Origin of the sequence: Pseudomonas pichavaramensis, from assembly GCF_050473265.1 — a bacterium.
Classification (GTDB): domain Bacteria; phylum Pseudomonadota; class Gammaproteobacteria; order Pseudomonadales; family Pseudomonadaceae; genus Aquipseudomonas.
In genome coordinates, this window is record NZ_JBJKFJ010000002.1 from 453,640 (window position 1) to 471,508 (window position 17,869).

Here is a 17,869-nt window from a genome sequence, read left to right on the forward strand (position 1 = left end):
ACTCCCCAACGGAAACACCGGTAAGGAACTATGTGCGGAATAGCTGGAGAACTACGTTTTGATCGACGCCCCGCGGACCTGGCGGCTGTCGAACGCATCACCCACCACCTCGCCCCTCGCGGCCCAGATGCCCATGGTTTTCATAGCCAGGGCCCCATCGCCCTCGGTCATCGCCGCCTGAAGATCATGGATCTGGCCGAAGCCTCGGGCCAACCGATGATCGACAGCGATCTCGGTCTGTCCATGGTGTTCAACGGCGCCATCTACAACTATCCCGAGCTGCGTACCGAACTGGAGGCGCTGGGTTATCGTTTCTTCTCCGGCGGCGACACCGAAGTACTGCTCAAGGGCTATCACGCCTGGGGCGAAAAACTGCTGCCCAAGCTCAACGGCATGTTCGCCTTCGCCGTATGGGAGCGCGACAAACAAAGTCTGTTCATCGCCCGCGACCGCCTCGGCGTCAAGCCGCTGTACCTGTCGCGCACTGGTGAACGCCTGCGTTTCGCCTCTTCGCTACCAGCCCTGCTGCAAGGTGGCGACATCGCCAAGACGCTGGATGCCGTGGCCCTCAACCACTATCTGAACTTCCACGCCGTGGTACCGGCACCGCGGACCATCCTCGCCGGTGTGGAGAAACTGCCACCAGCGACCTGGATGCGCATCAACGCAGACGGCAAGAGCGAGCAGCACACCTGGTGGACGCTGCAATTCGGCCCGCAGGGCGAGGAAGCCGGCTACGGCTTTGAAGAATGGCGCGACCTCACCCTGCAAGCCATGCGCGAAGCCGTGGAGATTCGCCAGCGCGCCGCCGTGGATGTCGGCGTGCTGCTCTCCGGCGGCGTCGACTCGAGCATGCTGGTCGGCCTGCTGCGTGAAGCCGGCGTGGAAAACCTGCTGACCTTCTCCATCGGCTTTCAGGATGCCGGCGGTGAGCGCGGCGACGAGTTCCAATACTCGGACCTGATCGCCCAACGCTTCGCCACCCGCCACCATCAGTTGCGCATCGGCGAACACGAGATTCTCGAACAGCTGCCACAAGCCTTCCGCGCCATGAGCGAGCCGATGGTCAGCCACGACTGCATCGCCTTCTACCTGCTCTCGCGGGAAGTGGCCAAGCACTGCAAGGTGGTGCAAAGCGGCCAGGGCGCCGACGAACTGTTCGCCGGTTACCACTGGTACCCGCAGGTCGATGGCGCCAAGGATGCCTTCGCTGCCTACCGCGCTGCGTTCTTCGACCGCGAACATGACGAGTACGCCGCCTGCGTGCAGCCCGCCTGGCTGACCGGCGACATGGCCGGTGAGTTCGTCCGCGAACATTTCGCCATGCCCGGCGCCGATGCGGCGGTGGACAAGGCACTGCGCCTGGACAGCACGGTGATGCTGGTTGACGACCCGGTCAAACGCGTGGACAACATGACCATGGCCTGGGGCCTGGAGGCGCGCACGCCGTTCCTCGACTACCGCGTGGCCGAGCTGTCGGCGCGTATTCCGGCGCAGTTCAAGCTACCGGAAGGTGGCAAATACGTGCTCAAGGAAGCCGCACGCAAGGTCATCCCCAGCGAGGTGATCGATCGGCCCAAGGGTTACTTCCCGGTACCCGGCCTCAAGCACCTGGAAGGCACCACCCTCGGCTGGGTACGCGACCTGCTGCTCGACCCGAGTCAGGACCGCGGCCTGTTCAATCCGAGCATGCTCGACCAACTGCTGACCAATCCGCAAAGCCAGTTGACGCCGCTGCGCGGCTCCAAGCTGTGGCAGCTGGCAGCGCTCAACCTGTGGCTGAGCGAACAGGGTCTGTAAAGCAGGCAGGCGCGGCGTTCGCGCCGCGCCTGCCTGATCAACGGTCGTAGCCCGGATGCCATCCGGGGTTGTCGCGACTCAACACTCGATCCGGCTCAGACCGGAGGTAGAGATTAAGGACAACTCATGCGCTCCCCTGCCTTTAACCAACGCCTGATCCGCGGCCAAACGCCCTCCTACGAGCGTCTGCAGGCGCGCCTGGCCGAGGATCACAGCAGCAAACCCAGCCAGCCGCACGTCATTCATTGCGGCTGGGGCCGCCTGCTGATCGGCCACACCTACCCGGACGCCACGGCACTGGCCGATGCGCTGCTCGACGAACAACCCGGTGAACGCGATATCGCCCTGTACGTCGCCGCGCCGCATCAGGTGCTGGCCCACGCACCGCAGCAGTTGTTCCTCGACCCGTCCGACACGCTGCGTCTGTGGTTCACCGACTACCGCCCGGCGCGCCGCAGCTTTCGCGGCTTTCGCATCCGCCGCGCGCAGAACGAGGCGGACTGGCAAGCGATCAACTGCCTGTACCAGACCCGCGGCATGCTGCCGATCGACCCGGACAAACTCACGCCCTACAACGAAGGCGGCCCGACCTACTGGCTGGCCGAGGACGAAGACAGCGGTGCGGTGATCGGCAGCGTCATGGGCCTCAACCACCAGCGCGCCTTCCACGACCCGGAAAATGGCAGCAGCCTCTGGTGCCTGGCGGTGGACCCGCAATGCAGCCGGCCGGGCGTTGGCGAAGTATTGGTCCGTCATCTGATCGAACACGGCATGAGCCGTGGCCTGAGCTACCTCGACCTGTCGGTGCTGCACGACAACAAGCAGGCCAAGCGGCTGTACGCCAAGCTGGGTTTTCGCGAGCTGCAGACCTTCAGCCTCAAGCGCAAGAACGGGATCAACCAGCCGCTGTTCCTCGGCCCCGGCCCGCAGGCCGAACTCAACCCCTATGCGCGCATCATCGTCGACGAGGCGCTGCGTCGCGGCATCGAGGTGCAGGTCGACGATGCCGAAGCCGGGCTGTTCACCCTCAGCCATGGTGGCCGGCGCATTCGCTGCCGCGAATCGCTGTGCGACCTGACCAGCGCGGTAAGCATGACCCTGTGCCAGGACAAGCGCCTGACCCACCGCGCCCTGTCACGCGCGCGGCTCAGCGTGCCCGACCAGCGTCTGGCCAGCAGTGCCGAGGACAACGCGGCGTTTCTCGCTGAATACGGTGCGGTGGTGGTCAAACCGGTCGATGGCGAACAGGGCCAGGGCGTCGCCGTCGACTTGCGCACCCCCGGCGAGGTGCAGGAGGCCATCGAGCGCGCACGTGTATTCGACCAGCGCGTACTGCTGGAGAGCTACCACGAGGGCCACGACCTGCGCGTACTGGTGATCGGTTATGAAGTGGTGGCTGCAGCGATTCGCCGCCCGGCCGAAATCATCGGCGATGGCCGTCACAGCATCGGCGAGCTGATCGACGCGCAGAGCCGCCGCCGCCAGGCCGCTACCGGTGGCGAAAGCCGCATTCCCAAGGATGCCGAGACGCTACGCACCCTGCACGGCGCCGGCCTCGACTATGACAGCGTGCTGCCGGCCGGCCAGCGCCTGGCGGTGCGCAAGACCGCCAACCTGCACACCGGCGGCACTCTGGAGGATGTCACCGAGATTCTCCATCCGACCCTGCGCGATGCCGCGATCAAGGCCGCACGCGCTCTGGAAATTCCGGTGGTCGGCCTCGACCTGCTGGTGCCGGCTGCCGACCAGCCCGAGTACGTGTTCATCGAAGCCAACGAACGCGCCGGCCTGGCCAACCACGAACCGCAGCCGACCGCCGAGCGCTTCGTCGACCTGCTGTTCCCGCTCAGCCACGCCAACGCCTGAAGCTTTACCGCGCGGCGCGCCTGCAGGCGCGCCGGGCAAAGCGCTCCGCCAGATAGATCAAGGAGACTCCATGCAACAACTACCGGAACCCGATCTCGAATACCTGCAAAAGGTGCTGCTGGAAATGCTCGCCATTCCCAGCCCGACCGGTTTCACCGACACCATCGTGCGCTATGTCGCCGAGCGCCTGGAAGAACTGGAAATTCCCTTCGAGCTGACCCGCCGTGGCACCATCCGCGCCACCCTGCGCGGCCGTCAGAGCGAGTACGAACGCTTCGACCGTGCGGTTTCCGCGCACCTGGATACCATCGGCGCCATCGTCCGCGAGATCAAGGACAACGGTCGCCTAGGCCTGGCTCCAGTGGGCTGCTGGTCAAGCCGTTTCGCCGAGGGCAGCCGCGTCAGCCTGTTCACCGACAATGGCGTGATCCGCGGCAGCGTTCTGCCGCTGATGGCTTCCGGGCATGCTTTCAACACCGCAGTGGACACCATGCCGATCAGCTGGGACCACGTCGAACTGCGCCTGGACGCCTACTGCGCCACCCGTGCCGATTGCGATTCGCTGGGCATCTCAGTGGGTGATTTCGTCGCCTTCGACCCGCTGCCGGAGTTTTCCGAGAGCGGCCACATCAGCGCCCGTCACCTCGATGACAAGGCCGGCGTGGCCGCCCTGCTCGCCTCGCTCAAGGTAATTCGCGATCACGGCCTGCAACCGCTGATCGACTGCCACCCGCTGTTCACCATCACCGAGGAAGTCGGCTCCGGCGCCGCCGCCGCCCTGCCTTGGGATGTCAGCGAGTTCGTCGGCATCGATATCGCCCCGGTCGCGCCGGGCCAACAGTCCAGCGAACATGCCGTCAGCGTGGCCATGCAGGATTCCGGCGGTCCTTACGACTATCACCTGTCCCGCCAACTACTGCGCCTGGCCGCCGAGCAGGAGGTGGCAGTGCGCCGTGACCTGTTCCGCTACTACCACAGTGACGCGCAGTCGGCGGTGGCCGCCGGCCACGACATCCGCACCGCGCTGCTGGCTTTTGGCTGCGACGCCACCCACGGCTACGAGCGCACCCATATCGACAGCCTCAAGGCCCTCAGCCAGATCCTCACGGCCTACATGATGAGCCCGCCGGTATTCGCCAGCGACGCCCAGCCGGCTCAAGGCTCGCTGGAGCGTTTCAGCCACCAGCTGGAACACGATGCGCAGATGGAAAGCGACACCCGGGTGCCGCCGGTAGACAGCCTGGTCAAGCAACATGATCGGGACGCTTGAAGGGTTGCCCGCATAAGGGCAAAGTGACACGAAGGACTATAGGGGAGCTCAGGCTCCCCTTTTTATGGCCGCCATCAACCAGGCCAACCTTCGGGTCGTCGCCATGCGACGTTAAATCGACTACGGCCATCTGGCCTTCTGAGGTTCACGGATGCCTCGTCTATGTCTGGCTTTGCTGCTGTTCTGGCTTGCATGTCCGAGCTGGGCCCTCACGCCCGCGTCGCTGGACAGTGACGATCTGCGTTTTTCCCTGGGCCCTTACACCGGCTACTACGAGGACGTGGACGGCAGCCTCAGCGTCGAGCAGGTCCAGGCCCTGGATGACGGCGCCTTTCGCCGCCTCGACAGCGAGCACGCCAACCTCGGCAAGAATGCTTCGGCGTGGTGGTTCAAGGTTCGCCTGGTCAGCAGCCTCGATCACTCGTTGGGCGGCTACCTCGAAGTCAACTACCCGCTCCTCGATCACCTGCAGGTTTATCTGATCGACCCACAGGGCAAGCTTCTGCAGCAGGAAAGCGGTGACCACTTCGCCTTCTCGCAGCGCCCGGTGCAGGTCCGTAATTTCTGGTTTCCCATGCAAGTGGAGCCCGGGGTCAACACGCTGCTGATCCGCGTGGAAACCACCAGCACGGTGTTCGTGCCGCTGTTCTTTGCCACCTACGGCGCCAGCGCCGCCGCCCAGGAAAACCTCATGGGGCTGGCCGGCGCGTTCTACGGCGTGCTGTTCGCGATGTTCTGCTACAACCTGTTCCTTTACCTGTCGCTACGTGAATCGGCCTATCTCTGGTACCTGGCCTATAACCTAAACGTTGGCCTGCTCGCCGCCTGCTTCGACGGCATGCTGTTCAAGCTGCTCCCTGAACACGTGGCCTTGCAGTCGGTCAGCATCTACATCCTGATGTACGTGCATTGCCTCACGGCCATCCAGTTCAGCCGGCACTTCCTGCACGCCCGTCAGTATTTTCCGAGGCTCGATACCGGCCTGCGGCTGCTGATGCTGCTGTGTATGGGCTGCCTGCTGTCGGTACCGCTGATCGGCTTCGCCGCCTGGAACATCCTGGCCAGCGTGACCGTCTCCCTGGTGTCGCTGATCCTGCTGCTCACCGGCATCTACATCTGGCGCCGGGGCGTGCGCTACGGCTCCTACTACACCCTGGCCTGGGCCATCCTGCTGTTCGCCTTCATCCAGGCCACCACCGGTTCATTGGGCCTGGAGGTGTTCGGCGTATTCGGCGCCACGGCGGTGAAGATCGGCGTCACCATCGAGCTGATCACCTTGTCCATCGGCCTGGCCGACCGCATCAACCTGCTCAAGGAGGAAGGTTTCCAGTCGCGCCGCGCCGCCGAGCAGGCAGCGTTCGAGAGCCAGGCCAAGAGCCGCTTCCTGGCCAAGATGAGCCACGAGATCCGCACGCCGCTCAATGGCGTACTGGGCATGCTGCAACTGCTGCGCGAGACACCGCTGGATCGCAGTCAGCGTTTCTATGTCGACACCATCTCCAGCTCCGGCAGCTCACTGATGGCGGTGATCAACGACATCCTCGACTACGCCCGTATCGAGTCCGGAAAGCTCAGCCTGGAACAGATCGAGTTTGACCTCGAAGACATGATCTCCGACACCCTCAGCCTGTTCACCGGCCAGGCTCTGGACAAGCACCTGCGTCTCTATGTCAGCCTGGAAAACGGCGTACCCCGGCGGACTCAGGGCGACCCGACACGCCTCAAGCAGGTGCTGATGAACCTGCTCAGCAACGCTCTGAAATTCACTGCTGAAGGACACGTGGCCATCAGTGTCAGCCGCCGCAGTGACAGTCACGGCGCCCCGCATCTGGTGTTCGCCGTCAGCGACAGCGGCATTGGCATCAGCGAACAGGCGCTGGCGCAGTTGTTCGAATCCTTCGCCCAGGGCGACTCCAGCACCACCCGCCGTTACGGCGGCAGCGGCCTGGGCCTGGCCATCAGCAAGGAACTGGTGGAGATGATGGGGGGACGAATCGAGGTGCAGAGCACTCTCGGTCAGGGCACCCGCTTCGCCTTTGATATACCCTTGCTGGCCGAACCGGAGGCGCCTGACGAACTCAGCGGCCTGCTGGCCGGGCGCACGGCTCTACTCGCCTCGCTGGATGGCCTGGGGCTGGACGCCATGAGTCGCCTGCTCGGGCGCTGGGGCATGCGCACCGAGCGCTGCCAGACACCGGAGCGCCTGCAGGACTACCTGGAGGATTTCGCCGCGCCGCCATTGCTGATATTGATGGCGCCCTGGCCGGGCGGGGTGAACCACTGGCTCGACTCGCTCAGGCCCATGCTGCAACCGCAGCAGCGTGTGCTGCTGGTCTGCCCGCCCGAAGCCTGCCGGCAGCTACCCGCCAGCCATGGCCTGCGCCTGCAACACCTGGCCCAGCCCGTGGCGATCAACGCCCTGCGCCAGGCACTGAACGGGCTGTATGAAGAACCCAGAGCAAAGGTACATCGATTGGTGAGAGAAGTACGCAGCGACAATGGCAATGCCCCCTGCATCCTGGTGGCGGAGGACAACCCGGTGAACCAACTCGTGGTTCAGGGTTTTCTCAAGAAGCGCGGCTACAACGTGCGTCTGGTGACCGACGGCCAGGCTGCAGTGGACGAGTATGGTCGCGCTCCGGACGCCGTTCAGCTGATCCTGATGGATTGTGAAATGCCGGTTATGGACGGCTTCGAAGCGACCCGCCAGATACGTCGTCTGGAACGTAGCAAGAAATGGGGCGCGGTCCCCATCATTGCCCTGACCGCACATATCCTCGAAGAGCACCGGCAGCATGGCCTGGATGCCGGCATGGATGATTTTCTCGGCAAACCCCTGGACAGCGGCCTGCTTTACAGCACGCTGGAGCGCCACCTCAACCGACACAGTGCCTGACGGGCGGATTGGCTCGCAGCGGCAGGCGCTCTGCCTCTATCATGAGCGTCTACCACTGGAGCCCGTTCGCTGTGCTGATCCCCGCCCACCTGTTGCAAGCCGACACCCTCACCGCCCTGATCGAAGACTTCGTCACCCGCGACGGCACCGACAACGGTGACGAGACTCCGCTGGAAACCCGCGTACAGCGCGTACGCCGCGCCCTGGACAAGGGCGAGGCGGTGATCGTGTTCGACCCCGACAGCCAGCAGTGCCAGTTGGCGATGAAGCGCGACGTGCCGAAAGAGTGGCTGGACGCTCTGAACGACGACCTCAGTGATTGACCGTATGCGCCAGCATCACCGATAGCTGGCACAGTGGCCGGCCGCTCTCGGCCTGCCATTGATTGAAGGCCGCCTGCACGGCGGCCAGGTCCTTCTGGCTGGTCGGCGCCTTGTCGATGATGTCCTGAGCCTTTAGCGCGGCCACCATGTCGTCGGTGGGGATGAAGGTGTCCTTGCCGACCATGCGCAGGAAGCGCGGCGCGGACAGGCCACCCAGTTGGCTGCCGTGCTTGGCCAGGTACTTCCAGAGACCAACGATATCGCTTGCCGGCCAGTCCGCGACGAGGGCGCCGAAACTGCCTTTCTCGCGACGGACATCGAGGATGAACTGGGCGTTGCGCGGCACGCTCTTTAGCTTGCCCAGGTGGCGAATCAGCCGTGCATCCTGCATCAGGTTCTCCAGCCTCTCGGCGCCCATCAGCACCACCTTCTCCGGGTCAAAGCCAAAGAACACCTCTTCGAACGCCGGCCACTTGGCGTCCACCAGACTGTGCTTGAGCCCGGCGCGGAAGATGCGCAGGCTGATCAACGACAGATAGCGGTCGTCACTCAGCGCACGCAGTTCGGCATCGCTGCGCGGCTGCGGCAGCATCGCCTGCAGTGCCTTCTCCGAACCGAAGCGGTTAAGGCAGAACTCGTGCAGCCATTTGTAATCACGCATGAATCGAATCTCTCACGAAACGGATGACGAAGCCTGCACGCAGGCAGCACCACAGTTCAAGCCCTGTGGGAGTCCCGCCCCGGGGCGAAGCTCTTTGCCTGTGCGCCTCAGGCAAAGAGCACATTCGCCGCGAGGCGCGGCTTCTACAGCAAAGCGCCGCGCAAACGCTCGGCAGCCAGGCGCAAGGAGGCTTCGGTGCCCTCCCAACCCAGGCAGCCATCGGTAATCGACACGCCGTAGCGCAACTCGCCCGACAACGCCTGGCAACCGTCGAACAAGTGGCTTTCCAGCATCACCCCGCGCAGGCTGCTGTCACCTGCCAGCCGCTGATCGATCACGCTGTCCAACACCGCTGGCTGACGCAGCGGGTCCTTACCGCTGTTGGCATGGCTGCAGTCGACCATGATGCGCGGGGCAATACCCTGGCGCTGCAGCGCTTCACGCGCGTCAGCGACGCTGACTGGGTCATGGTTTGGTGCACCGTGACCGCCACGCAGCACCAGGTGGGTATCCGGATTGCCGGCGGTATGCAGCAGCGCCGGATGGCCAAGCTCATCGATGCCGAAGTGCTGATGCGGATGCGCTGCCGAACGCATGGCGTCGCAGGCGATGCCGACGCTGCCATCGGTGCCGTTCTTGAAGCCGACCGGCAGATCCAGACCACTGACCATTTCACGGTGCACCTGCGACTCGCTGGTGCGTGCGCCAATTGCTGCCCAGCCAAGCAGATCATCGAAGTAGCCGGCGGCCAGCGGTTGCAGCAGCTCAGTGGCCAGTGGCAGGCCGCGCGTCAGGATATCCAGCATCAATTGCCGTGATTGGCGCAGCCCTTCGGCCATGTCGCCACTGCCGTCGAGATGCGGGTCGTACAGCAGGCCCTTCCACCCCACCGTGGTACGCGGCTTCTCCACGTAGGCGCGCATCACCAGCAACAGCTGGTCTTCGACCTGCGGTTTGAGCGCGGCGAGGCGCTCGGCGTATTCGAGCGCCGAGGCCGGGTCATGCAGGGAGCAGGGGCCGACGACGACGAGCAGACGCGAATCCTCGCCATTGAGCACGGCACGAATGGCGGCACGGTCAGCGGAGATGCGTTCGGCAAGCAGACTGGGCAACGGCAGGCGCTGGCGCAGGACGGCGGGACTGGGCAGCGGCTGAGCGCTGCGACGGACGATGGAGGTGGCGCGGGAAACGAGTTGAGCGGAGATGGAAGCGTTCATGATCTGGCAATTCCTTGGCCGGTGCGGTCGATGCCGCAGCGGTGCTATCTGGTTGTTCGTTCGAGTGGTATCAGGGCGGCAGTGACGCTGCTAAATCGCCAGTCGTAGCGGTAGTTGCGGTAATAACGGTTCATCTGTGAGTCCTCGATCTGTGGCCGTTTTCGGCCGAAAAAAACAAAACCCCCGGTCGGGTTGCCGACCGGGGGTTTTGTGGAAAACGTCTCTGGTGGCGACCCTGTTCTGCTAGGCCGCCTGTGGGGTATCAGGCGCGCCTGTGGCTAAACCAATACCCAAAGAAATAATACGCCGCAGCCACGAGCGCCTGCATACGAGCCAGCGCAGCGCGAGAGGCACCGGCTTGCAGCATGGACAGGAGGTTGAGGCTGGCGGACATGGAATTCTCCAAAACGATGGCTGAACCTTACTCCAGGCTTTGACAGCCTGGCAAGCGTCGCGGCTAAAGCTCCTCCCACAAGCGATGCGAACCGTGGGAGCGGTTTCAACCGTGATGCGTTACAGGCTCATCACGTCGAGAAAACGCGGCGTGGCACTGTCGTCGATCTTCAGGCTCTTGAAGTCGAACAGATTGCGGTCGGCCAGCTGCGACGGATGCACGTTCTGCAGCGAGCGGAACATGATCTCGACACGGCCGGGGCTCTTGCGTTCCCACTCCTGCAGCATCTCCTTGACCACCTGGCGCTGCAGGTTCTCCTGCGAACCGCACAGGTTGCACGGGATGATGGGGAATTCCTTGAGCTGGCTGTAGGCCTCGATGTCCGCCTCGGCGCAGTAGGCCAGCGGGCGGATCACCACGTTGCGGCCGTCATCGGAGAGCAGCTTGGGCGGCATGGCCTTGAGCGTGCCGCCGTAGAACATGTTGAGGAAGAAGGTTTCCAGGATGTCGTCGCGGTGGTGCCCCAGCGCCATCTTGGTCGCACCGATCTCGTCGGCGTAGGTGTACAGCGTGCCGCGACGCAGACGCGAGCACAGCGAGCAAGTGGTCTTGCCCTCGGGAATCTTCTCCTTGACCACCGAGTAGGTGTCCTTCTCGATGATGTGGTACTGCACACCGATGGATTCCAGGTAGGCCGGCAGCACGTGCTCGGGGAAGCCCGGCTGCTTCTGGTCCATGTTCACCGCGACGATCTCGAACTTGATCGGCGCCACCTTCTGCAGGTACAGCAGCACGTCGAGCATGGTGTAGCTGTCCTTGCCGCCGGACAGGCAGACCATCACCTTGTCGCCATCCTCGATCATGTTGAAATCGGTGATGGCCTCGCCGGCCAGGCGGCGAATGCGCTTCTGCAGTTTGTTCTGGTTGACCGAAAGGGTGCCCATGGTGCGTCGAAATCCGAGGGGGTGGGAACGAAAGCGCGACATTTTACGCACAATGGCGTCTCGCCCCTACCCCACCGGCAACGAAATGCTAGGCTCGGCCGATGAATGACGACCTAGACCCCACTCAGGACCTCGCCGAGCAGGTGCTGCAGTTGTTGCAAGCCGCTCCCGAGGGGCTTGCCGAATACGCATTGATCCAGCAACTGAAAGAGCGCCACAGCGGCCATATCCCCAACTTGCCGCTGGCCGACAAGCTGGTGCTGTTCCGCACTCATTTTCTGCTGTTCAACGCCCTTTATCGACTGCGCGAACGGCTCTGGCAACAAGGCAGCCATCTGCTGCAGATCAGCCCGCTGTGCATTCGCCTGCTTCCGTATGAACCAGGTAGTGCGGCGCTGAGCGAACGCGACGAACTGCGCGACTACTACCTCGACATGAGCCAGTTGCGCGACACCGACGAGCGCGACGTCGAACGCCTGCTGACCAGCTTCTGGACGCGCATGCAGGGGGGAGACGAGAAGCAGGCTGCGTTGGAACTCTTCGAGCTGGGGGACGAACGGTCCCTCGACCTGCCACGAATCAAGCTGCGCTACCGACAGATGGTCAGCCAGCACCATCCAGACCGAGGCGGCAGCACAGAGCGGCTGCAGTCGATCAACCTGGCGATGGAAATTCTAGAGCGCTATTACCACTGATCCACAGAGAGCGATTTGCTCTAAAGCCAGACACCACGCCTGCTTCAGCCCCTGCCTATACTGCGACATAAGGTCGCATTGAATCGGCCTGGCCACCCGGTAGCGCTGCACACGCGCGCCGGGCGTCCGCTGGGGGGCGACCGTCATAAGAATGAGGAGGTGTCTGGCATGATCCACCACGTTTGGGGGCTCTTCACCCACCCTGATCAGGAATGGCAAGAAATCCGTGGCGAGGAAGAATCCATCAGCCACATGTACCTGACCCACGTGCTGATTCTTGCGGCCATCCCCGCAATTTCGGCCTACATCGGCACCACCCAGGTCGGCTGGGCCATTGGCGATCGAACGCCGGTGATGCTCACCGAGAGCAGTGCGATGGTGATGACCATCATGTCGTACCTGGCCATGCTCGCTGGCGTCGCTGTGATGGGGGCTTTCATCCACTGGATGGCGCGCACCTACGATGCCAATCCCAGCCTGACCCAATGCGTCGTCTTCGCCGCCTACACCGCAACACCGCTGTTCATAGGAGGACTCGCAGCGCTCTATCCACACCTGTGGCTGGGCATGGTCGTCGGGACGGTCGCGATCTGCTACACGGTCTACCTGCTTTACGTTGGCATACCAACCTTCATGAACATTCCAGACGATGAAGGCTTCATGTTCTCCAGCTCCGTATTGGCTGTGGGCCTGGTGGTGCTGGTGGCGATGATCGCTAGCTCTGTAGTTCTCTGGGGAATGGGCATAGGCCCGGTCTACACCAGCTGATGCTGCAACGCTGCAAAAAGACCGCCTCAAGGGCGGTCTTTTCATTTCCGTCATTTGCGAGAAATTTGAGTTGAACCCTCGTTCCGCATGACTGCCCGATATTAAAAGGTAGTCAATGGACGGTCATCCCATGTACGCGAACCTTTATACCCTTCTAACCCGCCCGGACCGTGCCTGGACGGCCATTCGCCAGGACGAGGAACACAACAGCGCCAATTATTTGCCGTACCTGTTGCTTTTCAGCCTGCTGCCGGCGATCTGTCTGTTCATCGGTACCCACTGGGTAGGTTGGAGCCTGGTGGACGAAGAACGTATCCACCTGGAATCGACCAGCGCCCTGCAGTTGAGTGTGCTGCTGTACCTGGCAACGCTGATCGGTGTTTTCATAATGGGTTACTTCCTGCGCTACATGTCGCGCACCTTCGAGGCCAGGCCTACGTTCAACCAATGCATCGGTTTCATAGCCTACGCCTGTACGCCATTCTTTCTGGCGGGGATCGCTGCGCTCTATCCTGCCCGCTGGCTGGCGATACTGGTTCTGCTGCTGGCCTGTGCACATGCCTCCTATCTGATCTATATCGGGCTGCCGCGTTTCATGCGCATCGACAATCAGCAGGGCTTCCTCTACGCCTCGTCGATGATAGGCGTCGGTCTGCTGGTAGTGGTTACGATATTGGTCGGCATGATTCTGTTCTGGTCCTATACCCTCCAGCCGGACTATCAGCGAACGGTCGATCAGGATCAGAGCCGCGGCACGCAGCAGGAGCGTATGCAACCGCCAGGAGACGAGTGATACCTGCGCAGCCGGGCTGCTTGCGGCATAATTCGCCCTCAGCCCGTACCTGCGCCAGTCATGCCCGAACAGATTCACGCCCGAGTCGAAGCCTGCTATCAGCAGGCGGAAGCTTTTTTCAAGCAACGCTTCGCCCGCCCCGAGATCAGCTTCAAGTTGCGTGGTCAGAAGGCGGGTGTCGCGCATCTGACGGAAAACAAGCTGCGCTTCAATCTGCAGCTGTACCGCGACAACCACGAGGATTTCCTGCGCCAGACGGTACCTCACGAAGTCGCTCACATGATCGCCCACCAGCTGTTCGGCCCACGTATCCAGCCGCACGGCGAAGAGTGGCAACTGATCATGCGCGGCGTATACGAGCTGCCGCCGCATCGCTGCCACAGCTATGAAGTCGAACGGCGCAAGGTCAACCGCTTCATCTACCGCTGCAGTTGCGTGGATGGCGAGTTTCCCTTCACCGCTCAGCGTCATGCGCTGGTGGCCAAGGGGCGCCGCTACTACTGCAGACGCTGCAAGGTGACGCTGACCTTCAGCGGTGAACAGCGCCTGGAGTGATGAAGGAAACTCCATAATGCTTCGGTGCGCGGCGCACTCTATGCCTGTACCGACATCCCGTAGGGTGCGCTGTGCGCACCGACATTGCCAGACAGCGGGCCTTTCGACTCAACCCAGCGCCCTGGCCCTCCTCAATGCCGCGATCTGTTCAGCGTCATAACCCAGCTCGGCCAGCACCTGCTCGGTATGCGCACCGACCGCAGCACCGACATGCCGGGGTGGCGGCAAGCCCTCCGAGAATTTCAGCGGGCAGGCCAGTTGCGCCTGCGCCGGCAGCCCCTCGCGCGGCACCTCGACCACAAGCTCACGGGACCTGATCTGCGGATGCGCCACCGCCTCGGAGAGTGGCAGCATGGGCTCGACGCAGGCGTCCAGCTCAGCGAAAACCTCGCACCATTGCGCGAAGTCGCGCTTCTCGATCTCGATCTCGATCTCGCGCTTGAGCGCACGCTGATCCTCCGGCTTGGGCGACAGCCCGCGCGCCGCCAGCTCGGGACGGCCGATGGCGGCGCAGAACTGCTGCATGAACTGTGGCTCCAGGCTGCCGACAGAGAACCAGCGGCCGTCGCGCGTGCGGTAGTAGTCATAGAAACTGCCGCCGTTGAGCGCCTGATTCTCCATGTTCGGCTCCATACCGCCGCCCAGGTAGCCTGCGCCCGCCATGCCATGCAGGCTGAAGGCGCAGTCGGTCATGCTCACGTCGACCTGCTGCCCAAGACCGGTGACCTGACGCTGCACCACGGCGGCGAGCAGGCCGATCACCCCATGCAGCGAGCCGCCGGCCAGGTCCGCCAACTGCACGCCCAGTGGCAGCGGACCGCTATCGGCGCGCCCGGTATAGCTGGCGATGCCGGCCAATGCGAGGTAGTTGATGTCGTGCCCGGCGCGATCACGATACGGCCCGCTCTGGCCATAACCGGTGATCGACACGTAGATCAGCCGCGGGTTGATCGCCTTGAGCGCCTCGTAGCCGACGCCCAGCTTGTCCATCACACCGGGGCGAAACTGCTCCAGCACGATGTCGTACTCGCTCACCAGTTGCTTGACCACTTCCACGGCCTCGGGGCGCTTGAGGTCCAGGGCGATACTGCGCTTGTTGCGGTTCAGGTAGGCGTGGCTGGTGGAGGTACCGCCATCGTGCGGAGGCAGTACGCGCACCAGGTCCATGCGCGTCGGCGACTCCACCCGCAGCACCTCGGCGCCCATATCGGCCAGCAGCAGCGAGGCGAACGGCCCCGGCAGCAGGGTGGAGAAGTCGAGAACCTTCAACGAAGACAGTGGGCCGCTCATGGCGTCTCCTGATAAGTGACCGGGTGGCCGACGCGGCGGCAGCGTTCATACGCCCCCGCAACGCCGATGCGCTGATCGCTCCTGCGCGACCTTACAGCTTCATGCCACGGCTGATGATTTCCTTCATGATCTCCGACGTACCGGCGAAGATGCGCTGGATGCGCGCGTTCGCGTACATCTTGCAGATCGGATACTCCCACATGTAGCCCCAACCGCCATGCAGCTGTACACCCTCGTCGACGACCTTGCCGAGCAGCTCAGTGGTGAACAGCTTGGCCTCGGCAGCCACTTCCGGGCTGAGCTGCTTCTGGTTGTGGTCCATCACACAGCGGTCGGTGAACACCTGCGCCACGTCGATCTGCGTGCGCATCTCGGCGAGCTTGAAGCGGGTGTTCTGAAAGTGCGCCACCGGGCGACCGAAGGCCTGGCGTTCCCTGACGTACTCGACGGTCGTTTGCAGCGCCGCCTCGGCCCCGGCCACCGCTCCACAGGCGTTGGTCAGGCGCTCCTGGGCCAGCATGTTCATCAGGTAGAAAAAGCCGCCCTTGGCGTCGCCGAGCAGGTTCTCCTTGGGCACCTTGACCTCGTTGAAGAACAGCTCGGCGGTGTCCTGGCTGTGCATGCCGAGCTTCTTCAACTTCTTGCCACGCTCGAAGCCCGGCATGCCACGCTCGACCAGGAACAGGCCCATGGCGTGCTTGTTGCCCGGATCGGTCTTGGCCGCGACGATCACCACGTCGGCCAGGTAGCCGTTGGAGATGAACACCTTGGAGCCGTTGAGCAGCCAGTGGTCGCCCTTGTCCACCGCCGTGGTGCGCATGCCGGCCAGATCGGAGCCGGCAGCGGGCTCGGTCATCGCCACGGCCAGGATGCTCTCGCCACGGATGATGCCTGGCAGCAGGCGCGCCTTCTGCTCGGCATTGCCGTATTCGGCGATATAGGGGCCGCATAGCGCCGAGTGCAACGGAATCATGAAACCCGGTTCGTTGATGCGCGCCAGCTCCTCGCACATGATCTGCTCGTAGCGAAAGTCCTTGAGCCCCGTGCCGCCATATTCCTCATCCGCCCAGGGCAGCAGGAAGCCCATCTCGCCGGCCTTGCGCCACACGCTGCGATCCACCACTCCGGCCTCTTCCCAGGCGTCCTGATGGGGCACCACCTCCTTGTCCAGGAATGCCGCGAAGGCATCGCGAAACAGCTTGTGCTCGGTGTCGAAATGGTTGCGTTGCATGGGGCGGGTCCTCCGCTGTTCTTATGAGCCAGAGGTTAAGTGCCGCCCCGCTGCCCCTCAATGACCCATGCGCTCAGCCTGAATTGACCCAATCGCTCGGCCGGCTTGCCGCCGCGAACGCCTGCCGCCTAACATCGGTGCCCCTCGACAGCGGAAAGCCAGCATGCGCGAACGCACCATCGCCAGCCACTTCGTCCGAGCAGCGCTGCGCGGTGCCGGACGCCGCGGCCTCGCCTGCGACGCGATACTGCGCCAGGCCGGTATCCAGCCGGCCGTGCTGGTGGAGCCGCGCGCACGCATCGCTCCCGAACAATTCGCCCGGCTGATGCAGTTGCTCTGGGAGGCACTGGACGACGAGTACCTCGGTTTCGGGCGCCAGCCCAGCAAACGCGGCACCTTCGCCATGATGGGCCACGCCATCATCCATTGCCGCAGCCTGGAAAAGGCCCTGAGCCGTGGCGCCCTGTTCTATGGCCTGTTCCCAGATGCACCGAGCATTCACCTGCAGCGCGAAGGCGACTGGGCGCGGCTGAGCGTGGACGACAGCACGCTATGGGACCCGGATCACTTTCTGGTAGAAAGCCTGCTGGTGATCTGGCACCGCCTCGGCAGCTGGCTGATTGGCCAGCGCATCCGCCTAGAGGAAGCCACCTTCGCCTACCCCGAGCCGGAACACTCTGCCGAGTACGAACTGCTGTTTCCCTGCAGCCGACGCTTCGCCGCCGGGCAGACCAGCCTGCTGTTTCATGCCCGTTACCTGGCCATGCCGCTGCTGCAGGACGAACGCACGCTCAAGCAGTTTCTCGAACACTCCCCGGCCGACCTGCTGGCGCGCCCCGATGGCGGCGACAGCCTGATCAGCCAGATTCGCCGCCTGCTCGGGCGCGACTGCCGTACCTGGCCCGACCTCGAGCAGGTCGCCCATCAGTTGCACACCAGCCCGCAGACCCTGCGTCGTCACCTGCGAGAAGAGGGCACCAGCTTCCAGGAACTCAAGGATCACCTGCGCCGCGACCTGGCCATCTATCACCTGGGGCGCGACGAACTGGCCATTCAGGACATCGCCGAACAGCTCGGTTTCTCCGAGCCTTCGGCTTTTCATCGGGCATTCAAGAAATGGACGGGGCTGACACCCGGGGCGTATCGGGCACAGGAAGGATGAGCGC

General features: G+C 63.5%; 15 protein-coding genes. 10 read left to right on the forward strand and 5 right to left on the reverse strand.

All coding sequences use genetic code 11. The features are described 5' to 3' along the window. Nucleotides 1–30: 30 nt before the first annotated feature. The 5 genes from ACJRW5_RS05625 to ACJRW5_RS05645 all read left to right on the forward strand — a co-directional run bounded on the left by ACJRW5_RS05625 (nt 31) and on the right by ACJRW5_RS05645 (nt 8,155). Nucleotides 31–1,800 carry an N-acetylglutaminylglutamine amidotransferase gene (locus ACJRW5_RS05625; RefSeq protein WP_484569543.1) on the forward strand — a complete coding sequence of 590 codons (1,770 nt, stop codon included), beginning with the start codon at nt 31–33 and terminating at the stop codon, nt 1,798–1,800. A 126-nt stretch (nt 1,801–1,926) separates the two neighbouring features. Continuing rightward, nucleotides 1,927–3,666 (forward strand): N-acetylglutaminylglutamine synthetase, encoded by a 1,740-nt coding sequence (gene ngg, locus ACJRW5_RS05630; RefSeq protein ID WP_484569544.1) that lies wholly within the window; start codon nt 1,927–1,929, stop codon nt 3,664–3,666. Between the two features lie 70 nt (nt 3,667–3,736). Next, nucleotides 3,737–4,936: an osmoprotectant NAGGN system M42 family peptidase gene (locus ACJRW5_RS05635; protein WP_484569545.1), complete on the forward strand. Its 1,200-nt coding sequence runs from the start codon at nt 3,737–3,739 to the stop codon at nt 4,934–4,936. Between the two features lie 151 nt (nt 4,937–5,087). After that, complete coding sequence (locus ACJRW5_RS05640) at nt 5,088–7,832, forward strand: hybrid sensor histidine kinase/response regulator (protein WP_484569546.1); 2,745 nt, start codon at nt 5,088–5,090, stop codon at nt 7,830–7,832. A 71-nt stretch (nt 7,833–7,903) separates the two neighbouring features. Then, entirely contained in the window at nt 7,904–8,155 is a 252-nt protein-coding gene (locus ACJRW5_RS05645; RefSeq protein ID WP_484569577.1) for a YheU family protein, read from the forward strand. On the opposite strand, the gene ACJRW5_RS05650 is transcribed toward ACJRW5_RS05645, so the two are convergent. The 3 genes from ACJRW5_RS05650 to ttcA all read right to left on the reverse strand — a co-directional run bounded on the left by ACJRW5_RS05650 (nt 8,145) and on the right by ttcA (nt 11,371). Then, a complete protein-coding gene (locus ACJRW5_RS05650) occupies nt 8,145–8,816 on the reverse strand; it encodes a DNA-3-methyladenine glycosylase I (protein WP_484569547.1) in 672 nt (223 codons plus the stop codon). The genes ACJRW5_RS05645 and ACJRW5_RS05650 overlap by 11 nt on opposite strands. 143 nt (nt 8,817–8,959) lie before the next feature. Then, entirely contained in the window at nt 8,960–10,033 is a 1,074-nt protein-coding gene (locus ACJRW5_RS05655) for a 3-deoxy-7-phosphoheptulonate synthase (RefSeq protein ID WP_484569548.1), read from the reverse strand. Between the two features lie 513 nt (nt 10,034–10,546). Continuing rightward, the gene (gene ttcA, locus ACJRW5_RS05660; protein WP_484569549.1) at nt 10,547–11,371 is read right to left on the reverse strand and encodes a tRNA 2-thiocytidine(32) synthetase TtcA; all 825 of its coding nucleotides are present in this window, start codon (nt 11,369–11,371) and stop codon (nt 10,547–10,549) included. A gap of 101 nt (nt 11,372–11,472) precedes the next feature. Here ttcA and ACJRW5_RS05665 point away from each other — a divergent pair, with 101 nt between their 5' ends. The 4 genes from ACJRW5_RS05665 (at nt 11,473) to ACJRW5_RS05680 (ending at nt 14,182) form a co-directional block, all read left to right on the forward strand. Then, entirely contained in the window at nt 11,473–12,066 is a 594-nt protein-coding gene (locus ACJRW5_RS05665) for a DNA-J related domain-containing protein (protein ID WP_484569550.1), read from the forward strand. A gap of 168 nt (nt 12,067–12,234) precedes the next feature. Next, nucleotides 12,235–12,834 carry a Yip1 family protein gene (locus ACJRW5_RS05670; RefSeq protein WP_484569551.1) on the forward strand — a complete coding sequence of 200 codons (600 nt, stop codon included), beginning with the start codon at nt 12,235–12,237 and terminating at the stop codon, nt 12,832–12,834. Between the two features lie 130 nt (nt 12,835–12,964). After that, nucleotides 12,965–13,627 carry a Yip1 family protein gene (locus ACJRW5_RS05675; protein ID WP_484569552.1) on the forward strand — a complete coding sequence of 221 codons (663 nt, stop codon included), beginning with the start codon at nt 12,965–12,967 and terminating at the stop codon, nt 13,625–13,627. A 60-nt stretch (nt 13,628–13,687) separates the two neighbouring features. Beyond that, entirely contained in the window at nt 13,688–14,182 is a 495-nt protein-coding gene (locus ACJRW5_RS05680) for a SprT family zinc-dependent metalloprotease (protein ID WP_484569553.1), read from the forward strand. A gap of 108 nt (nt 14,183–14,290) precedes the next feature. On the opposite strand, the gene ACJRW5_RS05685 is transcribed toward ACJRW5_RS05680, so the two are convergent. Both ACJRW5_RS05685 and ACJRW5_RS05690 read right to left on the reverse strand, forming a co-directional pair. Continuing rightward, nucleotides 14,291–15,472: a CaiB/BaiF CoA transferase family protein gene (locus ACJRW5_RS05685; RefSeq protein WP_484569554.1), complete on the reverse strand. Its 1,182-nt coding sequence runs from the start codon at nt 15,470–15,472 to the stop codon at nt 14,291–14,293. Between the two features lie 91 nt (nt 15,473–15,563). Further along, entirely contained in the window at nt 15,564–16,703 is a 1,140-nt protein-coding gene (locus tag ACJRW5_RS05690) for an acyl-CoA dehydrogenase family protein (protein WP_484569555.1), read from the reverse strand. A gap of 163 nt (nt 16,704–16,866) precedes the next feature. On the opposite strand from ACJRW5_RS05690, the gene ACJRW5_RS05695 reads away from it, so the two are divergent. Further along, a complete protein-coding gene (locus ACJRW5_RS05695) occupies nt 16,867–17,865 on the forward strand; it encodes an AraC family transcriptional regulator (RefSeq protein WP_484569556.1) in 999 nt (332 codons plus the stop codon). Nucleotides 17,866–17,869: the final 4 nt, after the last annotated feature.